Source organism: Actinophytocola xanthii (assembly GCF_001921205.1).
In the GTDB taxonomy this organism is placed as follows: Bacteria; Actinomycetota; Actinomycetes; order Mycobacteriales; family Pseudonocardiaceae; genus Actinophytocola; species Actinophytocola xanthii.
In genome coordinates this window covers 64,225-77,426 of sequence record NZ_MSIE01000011.1, presented here as the reverse complement: position 1 = coordinate 77,426, position 13,202 = coordinate 64,225, and the positions used below count along the sequence as shown (strand labels likewise).

At 72.5% G+C, this 13,202-nt stretch carries 16 protein-coding genes; all 16 read left to right on the top strand.

What is annotated here, in order from left to right; all coding sequences use genetic code 11:
• Nucleotides 1-984: a helix-turn-helix transcriptional regulator gene (locus BU204_RS08015; RefSeq protein WP_075124936.1), complete on the top strand. Its 984-nt coding sequence runs from the start codon at nucleotides 1-3 to the stop codon at nucleotides 982-984.
• Nucleotides 981-1,955, top strand: coding sequence for a helix-turn-helix transcriptional regulator (locus BU204_RS08010; RefSeq protein ID WP_075124935.1), 975 nt, complete (start codon nucleotides 981-983; stop codon nucleotides 1,953-1,955). Before BU204_RS08015 ends, BU204_RS08010 begins: the two co-directional genes overlap by 4 nt.
• A 58-nt stretch (nucleotides 1,956-2,013) precedes the next feature.
• Nucleotides 2,014-2,277, top strand: a complete 264-nt coding sequence (locus tag BU204_RS08005) for a bacteriophage holin (RefSeq protein WP_075124934.1) — start codon at nucleotides 2,014-2,016, stop codon at nucleotides 2,275-2,277.
• Nucleotides 2,264-2,608 (top strand): Sec-independent protein translocase subunit TatA, encoded by a 345-nt coding sequence (gene tatA / locus BU204_RS08000; protein ID WP_233159731.1) that lies wholly within the window; start codon nucleotides 2,264-2,266, stop codon nucleotides 2,606-2,608. Before BU204_RS08005 ends, tatA begins: the two co-directional genes overlap by 14 nt.
• 101 nt (nucleotides 2,609-2,709) lie before the next feature.
• Nucleotides 2,710-3,594 carry a twin-arginine translocase subunit TatC gene (gene tatC / locus BU204_RS07995; protein ID WP_083661097.1) on the top strand — a complete coding sequence of 295 codons (885 nt, stop codon included), beginning with the start codon at nucleotides 2,710-2,712 and terminating at the stop codon, nucleotides 3,592-3,594.
• A 25-nt stretch (nucleotides 3,595-3,619) separates the two neighbouring features.
• Nucleotides 3,620-4,531 (top strand): diacylglycerol kinase family protein, encoded by a 912-nt coding sequence (locus BU204_RS07990; protein WP_075124931.1) that lies wholly within the window; start codon nucleotides 3,620-3,622, stop codon nucleotides 4,529-4,531.
• A 64-nt stretch (nucleotides 4,532-4,595) separates the two neighbouring features.
• Nucleotides 4,596-5,006, top strand: a complete 411-nt coding sequence (locus tag BU204_RS07985; protein WP_075124930.1) for a YciI family protein — start codon at nucleotides 4,596-4,598, stop codon at nucleotides 5,004-5,006.
• 3 nt (nucleotides 5,007-5,009) lie between these two features.
• Entirely contained in the window at nucleotides 5,010-6,290 is a 1,281-nt protein-coding gene (locus BU204_RS07980; protein WP_075124929.1) for an RNA polymerase sigma factor, read from the top strand.
• An 11-nt stretch (nucleotides 6,291-6,301) separates the two neighbouring features.
• Nucleotides 6,302-9,061: a DEAD/DEAH box helicase gene (locus BU204_RS07975; protein WP_075124928.1), complete on the top strand. Its 2,760-nt coding sequence runs from the start codon at nucleotides 6,302-6,304 to the stop codon at nucleotides 9,059-9,061.
• Between the two features lie 139 nt (nucleotides 9,062-9,200).
• Nucleotides 9,201-9,869 (top strand): DUF4333 domain-containing protein, encoded by a 669-nt coding sequence (locus BU204_RS07970; protein ID WP_075124927.1) that lies wholly within the window; start codon nucleotides 9,201-9,203, stop codon nucleotides 9,867-9,869.
• Nucleotides 9,870-9,914: 45 nt separating this feature from the next.
• Entirely contained in the window at nucleotides 9,915-10,250 is a 336-nt protein-coding gene (locus BU204_RS07965; protein WP_143229359.1) for a DUF4333 domain-containing protein, read from the top strand.
• Nucleotides 10,251-10,290: 40 nt separating this feature from the next.
• Nucleotides 10,291-11,529, top strand: coding sequence for a GNAT family N-acetyltransferase (locus BU204_RS07960; protein WP_233159729.1), 1,239 nt, complete (start codon nucleotides 10,291-10,293; stop codon nucleotides 11,527-11,529).
• Nucleotides 11,529-11,651, top strand: a complete 123-nt coding sequence (locus BU204_RS41865; RefSeq protein WP_269844632.1) for a hypothetical protein — start codon at nucleotides 11,529-11,531, stop codon at nucleotides 11,649-11,651. The genes BU204_RS07960 and BU204_RS41865 overlap by 1 nt, the downstream gene beginning before the upstream one ends.
• A gap of 69 nt (nucleotides 11,652-11,720) precedes the next feature.
• Nucleotides 11,721-12,062, top strand: a complete 342-nt coding sequence (locus tag BU204_RS07955; RefSeq protein WP_075124925.1) for an ArsR/SmtB family transcription factor — start codon at nucleotides 11,721-11,723, stop codon at nucleotides 12,060-12,062.
• A 10-nt stretch (nucleotides 12,063-12,072) separates the two neighbouring features.
• The gene (locus BU204_RS07950) at nucleotides 12,073-12,573 is read left to right on the top strand and encodes an SRPBCC family protein (RefSeq protein ID WP_198942802.1); all 501 of its coding nucleotides are present in this window, start codon (nucleotides 12,073-12,075) and stop codon (nucleotides 12,571-12,573) included.
• Nucleotides 12,573-13,193 carry a dihydrofolate reductase family protein gene (locus BU204_RS07945; RefSeq protein WP_075124923.1) on the top strand — a complete coding sequence of 207 codons (621 nt, stop codon included), beginning with the start codon at nucleotides 12,573-12,575 and terminating at the stop codon, nucleotides 13,191-13,193. The genes BU204_RS07950 and BU204_RS07945 overlap by 1 nt, the downstream gene beginning before the upstream one ends.
• The last annotated feature ends 9 nt before the right edge of the window (nucleotides 13,194-13,202 follow it).

Below are 13,202 nucleotides of genomic sequence, written 5' to 3'. Positions count from 1 at the left end.
GTGTCCGTCGCCCGCGCCGAACGACTCGTGAACCTGGTGCTGTGCCTGCTGTCCACGCGCCAGTACCTGCCGGCCGAGCGCATCCGTGCCATCGTCGCCGGCTACACCGACGCGCCAACCGACGAGGCCTTCTACCGGATGTTCGAGCGGGACAAGAACGAGCTGCGCGACCTCGGCATCCCGCTGGAGTTCGGCCGCACCCGCGCGGTGGACGCCGAGGACGGCTACCGGATCGCCCGGCGGGACTACGAGCTCGGCGACATCGACCTCGAGCCGGACGAGGCCGCCGCGGTGGCGCTCGCGGTGCGGCTGTGGGACTCCCCGGAGCTGACCGGCGCGGCGGCCGGCGCGCTGCTCAAGCTGCGGGCCGCGGGTGTCGACGTCGACCAGGGCGTGCCCGCCGTCGTGGAGCCCAAGGTGCGGACCACCGAGCCCGCCTTCGCTCCGCTGCTCGCCGCGGTCCAGGCCGGCCGCGCCGTGCGGTTCGACTACCGGCGGCCGAGCCCGGCCGAACTGCGCACCCGCACGCTCGAACCGTGGGGGGTGGTCTCCTGGCGGGGTCGCTGGTACGTCGTTGGCCACGACCGCGACCGGGACGCGCCCCGCTGCTTCCGGCTGTCCAGGATCGTCGGCGAGGTCACCGCGTTCGGGCCGACCGGAGTGGTGGCCCGTCCGCCGGAGGTGGACCTGCTGGAGTTCGTCTCGGCCAGCACCGGCGAGCCCCCGGACACCACCACGGCCCGCCTCTGGGTGGCCCGCCAGCGTGCCGCCGGCCTGCGCCGCCGGGCTCGGGTCGTCGGTGAGCGGACCCTGGACGACGTGCCAGGCGACGTCATCGAGCTGGACCTGTTCCACCCCGACTCGGCGGCGAGCTGGATCGCCGGCTACGGCGAGGACGCGGTCGTGCTGGAGCCCGAGGTGCTGCGCAAGTCCGTGCAGGAGCGCCTGCTCGCGGCGGTCGGCGGTGTGGAGGCCAGGAGATGAGCTCGTCCCAGGAGCGGCTGCCCCGCCTGCTGGCCCTCGTGCCGTACCTGATCGCCCGCCCCGGCATCCGCATCGACGAGGCGGCCGCGGACTTCGGGGTCACCGCGCGGCAGCTGCGCAAGGACCTCGAGCTGCTCTGGATGTGCGGGCTGCCCGGGTACGGCCCGGGAGACCTCATCGACCTCTCGTTCGAGGGCGACACGATCACGGTCACCTTCGACGCGGGGATGAGCCGTCCACTGCGGCTGACCGGAGCCGAGGCGACGGCGCTGCTCGTGGCCCTGCGCACGCTCCTGGACGCTCCCGGCGTCGCCGACGCCGACGCGGTCCGGCGGGCGGTCGCCAAGATCGAGGCCGCCGCCGGACAGGCCCAGCCGGCGGGGGTCGCGGTGGCGCTCGGCGTGCGCGAGGGCGCGCGGACGGCCCGTTCCCGCCAGGTCGTGCAGGCCGCGCTCACGGCCGGCCGGGCTCTGCGGATGACCTACTACACCGCGTCCAGGGACCAGGTCGCCGAGCGCACCGTCGACCCCATGCGCATGCTGATCGTCGAGGGCCGCAGCTACCTGGAGGCCTGGTGCCGCCGGGCCGAGGCGGTCCGGCTGTTCCGGCTGGACCGGATCGACGAGGTCACCGAGCTCGACGAGCCGGCGGTCCCGCCGCCCTACGCCGAGCGCACCGACACCACGGCGGGGCTGTTCCGGGAGCGGCCAGACCACGAGGTCGCCCAGCTGGTGCTCGAGCCGGACGCGCGCTGGGTCTCGGAGTACTACCCGGTCGAGCGGTTGACCGAGCTGGACGGGGGCCGGCTGCGGATCCGGATGCGCTACGCCGACCAGTCCTGGATGGTGCGCCTGCTGCTCGGTCTCGGCGGCGACGTGACGGTCGAGGAGCCGGCCGTGCTGGCGGAGAGCCTGCGGGAGCGGGCACGCCGGGCGCTCGCCAGGGCCGGGCAACTCACGGTGGCGCCATGACAAACGGTCGGTATCGTCCTCCCCACGGCCGCCACACGCCCACTACGGTAGGAACGTGATGTCGTACCTGCCGACCTGGATCGTGCTCGCCGTGGGACTCGTACTGCTCGTCGCGGTGCTGGTTCGTGTGGCACGCACCGTGCGCCGGTTCGGTACGACCGCGGCCTCGGTCAACGCGCGCATCGGCGACGAGACCGGCCACCTGCGGGCGCGGTCCGCCGCACTGCGGGTGGCGATGAAAGAGACCCGCGTACGGGTGAAGCACACTCCGGTTGACGTACCATCAGGGCACCGGGGGAGACAGGAGGATGACCGTGGGTAACTTGGGTGTGCCCGAGCTCTTGATCATCGCCGGGGTGATCATCCTGCTCTTCGGAGCACGGAAGCTGCCGGAGATGGCGCGTTCGCTCGGAAAGTCCGCGAAGGCGTTCAAGGAGGAGACCAAGGGCATGCGCGGCGGTGACGACGCCGACAAGCAGACCTCGGTCGAGCAGCCGGTCCAGCAGCCCGTGCAGCAGCAGCTGCCGCAGGCCCAGCCGGCGACGCCGAACGCCACGCCGAACGCCACGACACAGCCCGTGTCGAACGCCGCGCAGCCGGTCAACGGCTCGCAACCGGCTGAGCAGGCCCAGCAGAACAACAACGCCAGCTGAGAGAACAGGTCACGACGGTGGCGCGTATCCCGCACCGCCGGGACGAGAGTCGGCGCGAGAAGAAACGTCTGCGGAGCCGCCGGCACAATCCCGACGGCACGATGACCCTTCGGGATCATCTCTACGAGCTGAAACACCGGCTCGGTATGGCGCTGTTGGCGCTGCTGGTCGGCTGTGTGGCGGGCTTCCTCTGGTTCAACTGGTCGGTCGGCCCGATCCCGTCGCTCGGCAAGCTGCTCACCGACCCGTACTGTGCGCTGCCGGCCGGGAGGCACGGTCGCGCCGAGTTCGTGCCCGGCGTCTGCCAGCTGATCCAGACCAAGCCGTTCGAGGCGTTCCTCATCCAGTTCAAGGTGGGTCTGGCCGCCGGCGCCGTGCTGACCAGCCCGTTCTGGCTCTACCAGATCTGGGCGTTCATCACTCCGGGGCTCTACGACAACGAGCGGAAGTTCACCCGGATCTTCGTGATGCTCGCGTCGGTGCTGTTCACGGCGGGCGCGGTGCTCGCCTACTTCGTGGTGCCCAAGGGCCTCGAGGTGCTGATCAGCTTCGGTGGCGAGACCTTCATCACCGCGCTCTCGGCGAACGACTACATCTCGTTCGTCCTCGTGATGCTGTTGATCTTCGGTGTCAGCTTCGAGCTGCCGCTGCTGATCACCATGCTCAACCGGATCGGCATCCTGCCCTACCGCAACCTCAAGGCCTGGCGGCGCGGGATCATCTTCGCGCTGGTCGTCTTCGCCGCGGTCGCCACGCCCGGCACCGACCCCATCGGGATGGTCGCGCTGGCCGCGTCGATGACCGTGCTGTTCGAGATCTCCGTCCAGATCGCCCGGGTGCACGACCGCAAGGCCGCGCGCAAGGCGGTGGCCGAGGGCTGGGGTGACCCGGAGGACTACGACCTCGACCCGGACGAGGTCGACGAGGGGAAGGCCGGGAAGAAGAAGGCCGACACCAGCGCGGCCGGCCTCGACGACGTGACCTGAGGCGGCGCGTGGGACACCGAGCGGCATGAGGGCCGCGCTGGTGGTGCACCCGGCCTCCGGTCTGGGGCGGGCGGGCCGGATCGCGGACGCGGTCGCCACCCGGTTACGCGGTGCCGTCGACGACCTCGCGGTGATCCGGGTCGGCTCGGTCGAGGAGTCCAGGTCGCTCATGGCCAGGGCCCGGGACAGCGGACTCGACCTGGTCGTGGTGGTCGGCGGTGACGGCTCGGTCCACCAGGGCGTGCAGTTCTGCGCCGAGCACGACGTGGCGCTGGCCGTCGTCCCCGCCGGCACCGGCAACGACCTGGCCCGCACGCTCGGCGCGCCCACCGATCCGCTTGCCGCCGCCGACGCCCTGGTGGCGGACCTGGCGGCCGACCGCCGGACCCGGATCGACCTCGGTCGCGTCGAGGGCGGCGGGCCGGCAGCCTCCCGGTGGTTCGCCGGCGTGCTGTGTGCCGGGTTCGACTCGGCGGTCAACGAGCGGGCCAACCGGATGCGCTGGCCGTCCGGCCCGCGCCGCTACGACCTGGCGATCCTCGCCGAACTGGCGCGGCTGCGGGCCGGTCGGCTCTCGCTGGTCGAGGACGGCGGCCGCACCGAGGTCGAGGCCACCCAGGTCGCCGTGGGCAACATCCCCCACTACGGCGGCGGCATCCCGATCTGCCCGACCGCCGACCCGACCGACGGCCTGTTCGACATCACGCTCGTCGGCCGGGCGAGCCGGCTGGACCTGGTGCGGATGCTCCCCGGCCTGCGTTCCGGCCGGCACGTCGACAACCCCGTCGTCACGACCTCCCGGGCCCGTGAGGTCCGGCTCGGCGAGGCCAACGGCTGGGTCGCCTACGCTGACGGCGAGCGGATCGGCCCGCTTCCGGTCCAGGTCAGCTGTGTGCCGGGCGCGTTGACGATCGTCGGCCGGGTCGTGTCCGGTTAGCCGGAGCGGCCTCGACGTCTCCGGCGAAGGACACCACCGCGGTGTCCGGCGGAGAGGAAAAACCATGAAGTACATGATCCTGACCTACGGTTCGCAGCTCGACTACGACGGCATGTCCGGCAAGCCCGGATCGGCCTGGACCGCCGAGGACTTCGCCGCCATGGGCACGTTCATGGCCGAGTTCAACGCCGAGCTGGCCGAGTCCGGCGAGCTGGTCGAGACCCGGGGCCTCGCCGCGCCGGTGCACACCCGGCGGCTCCAGCTGCGGGACGGCGTTCCCGTGGTGACCGACGGGCCGTACGCCGAGACCCAGGAGGTGCTGGCCGGGTACTGGGTCGTCGAGTGCGCGAGCTACGACCGGGCGACCGAGATCGCCGCGAAGCTCGCGAACTGCCCCGGCCCGGCCGACGCCAGGGAGAGCTACGTCGCCGACGTGCGCCCGATCGTCGAGTCCGCGGAAGACATGGCGGTCTGAGACGTGCCGCGAACCGAGGACCTGCTGCGCGAGCTGGCGCCGCAGGTCCTCGGCGCGGTCGTGCGGCGATACGGCCACTTCGACACCGCCGAGGACGCGACGCAGGAGGCGCTGCTGGCGGCGGCGACCCAGTGGCCGCGCGACGGGGTGCCGGACAACCCCCGGGGCTGGCTGGTCACGGTGGCCTCGCGGCGGCTCACCGACCTGCTGCGGGCCGAACAGGCCCGGCGGCGGCGCGAGGACACCGTCGCCCGGTGGGAGCTCCCCGCGGAGCGCCTCGCGCCACCGGCGGACCGGGAGAGCGCCCCCGCGGACGCCGACGACACCCTGATCCTGTTGTTCCTGTGCTGCCACCCGTCGCTCTCGCCGGCGTCCCAGATCGCGCTCACCCTGCGCGCGGTCGCCGGCCTGACCACGGCCGAGATCGCCCGCGCGTTCCTGGTGCCCGAGGCCACGATGACCCGCCGCGTCACCAGGGCGAAGCAGGCCATCCGCGACAGCGGCAGCGCCTTCGCGATGCCGGCGGACCGCGCGTCCCGGCTGGGCGCCGTGCTGCACGTGCTGTACCTCGTGTTCAACGAGGGCTACGCGGCGACCTCGGGGCCCGACCTGCACCGCGTCGAGCTGTCGGCCGAGGCGATCCGGCTGACCCGGCTGGTGCACCGCGCGCTGCCCGAGGACGACCCGCTGGCGGGTGAGGTGGCCGGCCTGCTGGCGCTGATGCTGCTCACCGACGCCCGCCGCCCGGCCCGCACGGGACCCGGCGGCGAGCTGGTCCCGATGGCCGAGCAGGACCGGGGGCGCTGGGACGCCGGCGCGATCGCCGAGGGGATCGCGTTGATCACGGCGGCCCTGCCGAGGGGCACGACGGGTCCCTACCAGCTGCAGGCCGCGATCGCCGCGGTGCACGACGAGGCGCCGTCGGCCGAGGAGACCGACTGGCGCCAGATCGTGGCGCTCTACGAGCTGCTCATGCGCCTGACCGACAGCCCGGTCGTGGCGCTCAACCACGCCGTCGCCGTGGCCATGGCGCGCGGACCGGAGGAGGGCCTCGCCCTGCTGGACCGTGTGGACGAGGACGGCGGGCTGGCCGCCGACCACCGCCCGCTCGCGGTCCGCGCCCACCTGCTTGAGCGGTCCGGGGACCTGGAGGGGGCCCACCGGGCCTACCTCGTTGCCGCGGAGCGGGCGATGAGCCTGCCCCAGCGGCGTTATCTCAACGGCCGCGCGACCCGTCTGACCACCGAAAAGGGCTCCGCGCGCCCCGACAGCGCCGGCGTGTGAAAGTCTTGGGTGTGGCCACCAGCCCTTCTCCGTCCCCGGCCGAGGCCTACGCAGCGGCGCGGCGGCGGTCGGCCTACCCGCGCCTGACCGAGTTCGAGGGGCAGCTGCCCTTCGAGCTCGACCCCTTCCAGTCCGAGGGCTGTGCCGCGCTCGAGGACGGGCACGGCGTGCTCGTCTGCGCGCCGACCGGTGCCGGCAAGACGGTGGTCGGTGAGTTCGCCGTGCACCTGGCGCTGGCCGAGGGCCGCAAGTGCTTCTACACCACCCCGATCAAGGCGCTGTCGAACCAGAAGTTCGCCGACCTGGTCGATCGCTACGGCCCCGGGAAGGTCGGCCTGCTCACCGGCGACAGCTCGGTCAACGGCAGCGCGCCGATCGTGGTGATGACCACCGAGGTCCTGCGCAACATGCTCTACGCCGGCTCGTCGACCCTCGACGGGCTGGGCTACGTGGTCATGGACGAGGTGCACTACCTCGCAGACCGGTTCCGCGGCGCGGTCTGGGAGGAGGTCATCCTCCACCTGCCCGACTCGGTGCGCCTGATCAGCCTCTCGGCGACGGTGAGCAACGCCGAGGAGTTCGCCGACTGGCTCGTCGAGGTCCGGGGCGACACCACCGTCGTCGTCGACGAGCACCGCCCGGTCCCGCTCTGGCAGCACATGATGGTCAACGGCCGGCTGCTCGACCTGTTCGCCGGCGAGGACGCGGACGGCCAGCCCCGGCTCAACCCGAACCTGCTGCGCCGCGCCGAGGACGTCGCCAGCCAGTCCGCCAGCCAGTCCGCCTGGCAGGGCCCCCGCGGGCGCAACAAGCGCCCTGGCCCGGCCCGCGTGCCCCGGTTCCGGCCGCCCTCGCGGGTCGACGTGGTCTCCCGCCTTGACGCGGCAGGGCTGCTCCCGGCGATCGTGTTCGTGTTCAGCCGGGTCGGCTGCGACGCCGCCGTCACGCAGTGCACCCGCTCGGGCCTGCGGATGAACACCGAGGCCGAGGTCGCCGAGATCCGCCGCATCGTGGACATCCGGACCAGGGACCTCAACGAGGCCGACCTGCGGGTGCTGGGCTTCTGGGAGTGGCGCGAGGCGCTCGAGCGCGGCTTCGCCAGCCACCACGCCGGCCTGCTCCCGGCGTTCAAGGAGACGGTCGAGGAGCTGTTCGTGCGCGGCCTGGTGAAGGTCGTGTTCGCCACCGAGACCCTCGCGCTGGGCATCAACATGCCCGCCCGGACGGTCGTCCTCGAGCGGCTGGTCAAGTACAACGGCGAGGCCCACGTCGACCTGACGCCGGGGGAGTACACCCAGCTCACCGGGCGTGCCGGTCGGCGGGGGATCGACATCGAGGGACACGCCGTCGTCATCTGGCAGCCGGGCGTGGACCCCAAGCACGTGGCCGGGCTGGCCTCCACCCGCACCTATCCGCTGCGCTCCTCGTTCCGGCCGGCGTACAACATGGCCGTCAACCTGGTCGACCGCCTCGGCGCCCAGCAGGCCCGGGAGCTGCTCGAGCAGTCGTTCGCCCAGTTCCAGGCGGACCGTTCGGTGGTCGGGATGGCCAGGCGGATCGAGCGCAACCACGAGGCGCTGGAGGGCTACCGGGAGTCGATGACCTGCCACCTCGGCGACTTCGCCGAGTACGCCGACCTGCGGGCGCGGTTGTCCGAGCGGGAGAAGGCGCTGTCCCGCCGCAACGCCACGGCCCGCCGCGCGGAGGCGGCCCGCTCGCTCGAGGCGCTGCGCAAGGGCGACGTCATCGCGGTGCCGTCAGGTCGCCGGTCGGGCCTGGCCATCGTCGTGGACCCCGGTCTGGATCCGATGGGGGAGCCGCGGCCGTTGGTGCTCACCGAGGACCGCTGGGCGGGCCGGCTCTCGCTGTCGGACTTCCCGTCGCCGGTCGAGGCACTCGGTCGGGTCCGGCTGCCCAAGCAGGTGGACCTGCGCTCGCCGCGCTCGCGCCGGGACCTCGCGTCGACACTGCGCAACACCGGGATCGTGCCGCCGGGTCGTGGTCGTCGCACCCGCGGCGCGGATGACGACGGCGAGCTGGCGGCGCTGCGCCGCGCCCTGCGTGCCCACCCCTGCCACGGCTGCGACGACCGGGAGGCGCACGCCCGGTGGGCGGAGCGGCACCGCCGGCTGGCCGCGGAGACCCAGCAGCTGGAGCAGAAGGTCGCCGCGACCACCCACTCGCTCGCCCGTGCCTTCGACCGGATCCGGGCGCTGCTCACCGAGCGCGGCTACCTTGCCGGGGAGGACGACGTGACCGGGCACGGGCGGTGGCTGGCCCGGCTCTACAGCGAGTCCGACCTGCTCGCCGCGGAGTGCCTGCGCACCGGCGTCTGGGACTCCCTCGACGCACCCGAGCTCGCGGCGGTGGTGTCCGCGCTGGTCTACGAGTCACGCCGGGACAGCCCCAGCGAGCCGAGGGTGCCGGCGGGAGCGGTGACCGACGCGCTCGGCGAGACCATGCGGCTGTGGACGTCGCTGGAGCACGACGAGCGGCGGCACAAGCTCGAGCGCACCCGCCAGCCCGACGCCGGCTTCGCCTGGACGGCCTACCGCTGGGCGCGCGGCGAGTCCCTGGAGCGGGTGCTCACCGCCGCCGAGTCGGCCGGCAGCGAGATCTCGGCAGGCGACTTCGTCCGCTGGTGTCGACAGGTGATCGACCTGCTCGACCAGCTCCGCGACGTGATGGGCACCGGGCATCCGGTCGGCGTGGCGGCGGATCGCGCGGTGCGCGGGATGCGGCGGGGCGTGGTCGCGCTGGGCGTGAGCTGAGGCACTGGTCCGGACGGTTGGAATCGCGTGGCGCGGCACACGGGGGATCCACCTGCCGCTATGGTTTGACCGCGCGGTTTGATCCAGTGCACCGGCCACGCAGCACCGACGAGCGACCTCGATTTCGCGGAGGCGAATCATGACCAGCCCCTACGGGCCTTCCGGTGGGAACGACCCGCAGCAGCAGTGGGGACAGCAACCCTACGGTGGCGGTTCGACGCCGGGCACGCCCTCGGGCGGGTTCCCGGCGCAGGGCCCCGGGCCGGCCCCCGGGCAGGGTGGTTATGGCCAGCAGCAGCCCTACGGCCAGCCGCAACAGCAGCAGCCGTACGGGGGGTACGGCCAGCAGCCGACCCAGCAGTACCCCGGGGGCTACGGCCAGCAGCAGCAACAGCAGCCCTACGGCGGCTACGGCCAGCAGCAGCCCGGCGGGTTCCCGGGGCAGTCGCCCTACGGCCAGCCGCCGGCGAAGAAGGGCGGCGCCTGGATCTGGATCGTGGTGGTCGTCGTCGTGCTCGCCGCGGGTGCCTTCGGCGTGCTCGGCTTCGTCACGCCCGGCTTCCTGAACAAGAAGGTCTTCGACCAGGCCGCGCTCGAGGGCGACAACGGCGTGAAGAAGATCCTGATCGAGAACTACAACGAACCCGCGGACGACATCGGCGACGTCCGCTGTCCCGCGGAGCAGGAGGTCAAGCAGGGCAACACGTTCACCTGCACCGTCGTCATCCGCGACGAGGAGATGAACGTGAAGATCACCGTGCGCAACGACGACGGCCAGTACGAGGTCGGCACTCCCGAGGCCAAGTAGCGCGGTACCCTGGAACCGGACATAACCGGCTCCGAAGGGTTGAGTGTGCGACGTCGACTTGTTGGTCTGCTCGTGGTTCCCGTGTTCGTGCTCGCCGGCTGCGGCGCGGAGGACGCGGTCAACCTGCCGGACGTGCCGGACGTGCCGGACATCGAGATGCCCAACCTCGACGTGCTCAACGAGGACCTGCTCGAGGGCGCGAACGGGGTCCGGAACTTCCTCGCCCAGGAGTACCAGCTCTCCGACGTCGGCAACGTCGACTGCCCGGGTGATCTCGCGCTCCAGTTCGACTGCACGGTGACCGTCGCCGGCCAGGAGAAGACGGTCACCGTCACCGTGCTCAACGAGAACGGCGAGTTCGAGGTCAGCGAGCCCAAGTAATGCGGTGGCCGGTGCCACGACCGGCAGGCATGATCGGGCGGTGACCCAGACCCTGTCGCCCGCGCGGGCAACCGAGTTCGACGTCCGCGTGCTCGAGGACGCCGAGCTGCGTACGGCCAACACGATCTTCAACGAGGCCGTGCACGAGCAGCCGCCCAACGACGAGAAGTGGGCGACCACCAGGAAGTTCTACGAGCCTGGTCGCACCTTCGGCGCCTTCGCCGGCGACACGATGATCGGCACGACGACCTCGCTGACCTCCGCCCTCACCGTGCCGGGCGGCGCGGTGCTGCCCATGGCGGCGGTCACCGGTGTCGCGGTGCGCACCGACCACCGCAGGCGGGGCGCGCTCACCGGCCTGATGCGCGAGCAGCTCGCCGCGGTCGCGCGCGGCGGCGAGGTCTTCGCGGCGCTGCACGCGAGCGAGGCCACGATCTACGGCCGCTTCGGCTACGGAATCGGCACGCTCGCCCACATCGTGCGGGCGCGTCCCGCCCGCGCCAGGATGCGGCCGGAGGTGCCGACCACCGGCACCATGCGGCTGCTGACCCAGGACGAGGCGCTCACGCTTCTGCCGGAGGCCTACTCCCGGATGCTGGGGGCATGGCCGGGGATGATGGGTCGCGGTCCCAGCTGGTGGGCGCTCTGCTACGAGCGCCGGCTCAGGCACGAGTACTTCCGCGTCGCCGCGCACCACGGCGCGGACGGGGCGATCGACGGGTTCCTCCAGTACCGCCCGTCCGAGCAGGCACCCGCCGACCCGCGCGACGGCGTCGGTCTCGTCGTGTACGACTTCGTCGCGGCCGACCAGGCGGTGGCGAACGACCTGTGGCGGTTCCTGCTCGACATCGACCTGGTCGACCACCTCACCGCCTACCAGCGCCCGACCGACGAGCCCCTCGCCGCGGCGCTGGTGGACTCCACCGCGGTGCGCTCCGAGCTGGACGACGACCTGTGGCTGCGGCTGGTGGACGTCCCGGCCGCGTTGTCCGCACGCGCCTACGGCCCGGCCGACCCCGTGGTGGTCGAGGTCGTCGATCCCCTGCTGCCGGCCAACACCGGTACCTACGTCGTCGGCGCGGCCGGCGCCGAGCGCACCGAGGCGCCGGCCGCGCTGACCGTGGACCCCGAGGCACTCGCCATGCTGTACCTGGGTGCCTGGCGTCCCTCGCAGCTGGCCGGGATCGGCCGGGTCACCGTGCACGACCCGGCGGCGCTGCCGGCGGCGGACCGGCTGTTCGGGACCGAGCGCGCGGCCTGGTGCGGTAGCTTGTTCTGATGCCGCCCCGCCTGCTGGTCGCCGCTCTGGTGACGGCGCTCGCCCTGCTGACGGCGTCCTGCGGCCCCGACGAGCCGGCCGGTCCCGACCTGTCCCGCTTCGCCGCCCCCGCGACCCGCTGAATCATGACCATGGTCACGATCGGGCTCCGCCCGGCTTGACGCATGCCTATATAGGCATACCATTTCGCCATGGCACGAGCAGCGACGACGTCGGACGTCTTCAACGCGATCGCCGAGCCGCAGCGCCGAGAGATCCTGGTGCTGCTGCGGGCCGGTGAACGGCCCGTCACCGAGCTGGCCGGGGAGCTGGGGATGACCCAGCCGCAGGCGTCCAAACACCTGCGGGTGCTCCGCGAGGTCGGGTTGGTGCGGGACCGGAAGGCGGGCAGGCAACGCCTGTACGGCCTCGACGCACGCGGGCTGCGGCCGGTTCACGAGTGGACCGGCGGGTTCGAGCGGTTCTGGAACGAGAGCCTCGGCCGACTGGACGCGTACGTGCAGGACCTGAAGCAGACGAGGCGGGAGACGTAGCCCAATGAGCATGACAGGACCAGGAGCGCCGGCGCCGACCGCGACCTCCGACCGCGAGATCGTGGTCTCCCGGGTCATCGACGCCCCCCGGGAGCTGGTGTTCGAGGCGTTCACCGAGGTCCGGCACCTGTCCAGGTGGTGGGGACCGGAGGGCTTCACCACCACCACGCGGTCGTTCGAGTTCCGCGTCGGCGGGGTGTGGGACTTCGTGATGCACGGACCGGACGGGACCGACTACGCCGAGTGGATCACCTGGACCGAGATCGCCCCGCCGGAGCGGATCGCGCTGCTCCACGGCGAGTCCCGCGACGACCCGAACGCGTTCGAGTCGGTCCTCAGGTTCGAGCAGGACGGTGCGGCGACCCGGATCGAGATGCGGACGGTGTTCCCGAGCGCGGAACTGCGCGACGAGGCGGTCGAGAAGTACCACGCGATCGAGGGCGGCCGGCAGACCCTGGGCAACCTGGCCGCCTACGTCGCCGAGCTCGCCCGGCCGGAGGTGGAGCGCTGATGGCGGGCAGGGTGTTCTTCAGCGTGTCGATGTCGCTGGACGGGTTCATCGCACCCGAGTCGACGGCGGACCTGATGGGGCGGCAGTGGGTGGAACTGCAGCGGTGGGTCTTCCCGCAGCGGTTCTTCCGGGAGAACCTGAAGCTCGGCGGCGGCGGCGAGGAGGGGCGCGACAACGACATCCTGCGGGAGACGTTCGAGCGCACCGGCGCGAGCGTGATGGGCAGGCGCATGTTCGACGCGGGCGAGGTCGCGTGGCCGGAGGAGGCGCCGTTCCACACCCCGGTCTTCGTCGTGACGCACGAGAAGCGCGACCCCTGGGAGCGGCCGGGTGGGACCACGTTCCACTTCGTCGACGACGGCGTCGAGTCCGCGCTCGACCAGGCCCGCGCGGCCGCCGGTGACCGGGACGTCCGCATCGCCGGCGGCGGCGCGACGATCCTGAGCTACGTGAACGCCGGCCTGGTCGACGAGTTCTCGATCGCGCTGTCGCCCGTGCTGTTCGGCACCGGAGTCCGCCTGTTCGAGGGGGTGGACGCGGACCGCGTCACCCTGGAGCAGGTCCGCGCGGAGCACTCCCCGAGGGTGGCGCACCTGACCTACGCCGTCGGGCGGCGGTAGGCGAGCGGC

Bases quoted from the DNA above. Each gene is read 5' to 3' on its own strand.
- BU204_RS07955 (WP_075124925.1), top strand. From the start codon at position 11,721: ATGGCACGAGCAGCGACGACGTCGGACGTCTTCAACGCGATCGCCGAG.
- BU204_RS07945 (WP_075124923.1), top strand. From the start codon at position 12,573: ATGGCGGGCAGGGTGTTCTTCAGCGTGTCGATGTCGCTGGACGGGTTC.
- BU204_RS07990 (WP_075124931.1), top strand. From the start codon at position 3,620: ATGAGGGCCGCGCTGGTGGTGCACCCGGCCTCCGGTCTGGGGCGGGCG.
- BU204_RS41865 (WP_269844632.1), top strand. From the start codon at position 11,529: ATGCCGCCCCGCCTGCTGGTCGCCGCTCTGGTGACGGCGCTCGCCCTG.
- BU204_RS07985 (WP_075124930.1), top strand. From the start codon at position 4,596: ATGAAGTACATGATCCTGACCTACGGTTCGCAGCTCGACTACGACGGC.
- BU204_RS07970 (WP_075124927.1), top strand. From the start codon at position 9,201: ATGACCAGCCCCTACGGGCCTTCCGGTGGGAACGACCCGCAGCAGCAG.
- BU204_RS07950 (WP_198942802.1), top strand. From the start codon at position 12,073: ATGACAGGACCAGGAGCGCCGGCGCCGACCGCGACCTCCGACCGCGAG.
- BU204_RS08010 (WP_075124935.1), top strand. From the start codon at position 981: ATGAGCTCGTCCCAGGAGCGGCTGCCCCGCCTGCTGGCCCTCGTGCCG.
- BU204_RS08005 (WP_075124934.1), top strand. From the start codon at position 2,014: ATGTCGTACCTGCCGACCTGGATCGTGCTCGCCGTGGGACTCGTACTG.
- tatA (WP_233159731.1), top strand. From the start codon at position 2,264: ATGACCGTGGGTAACTTGGGTGTGCCCGAGCTCTTGATCATCGCCGGG.
- tatC (WP_083661097.1), top strand. From the start codon at position 2,710: ATGACCCTTCGGGATCATCTCTACGAGCTGAAACACCGGCTCGGTATG.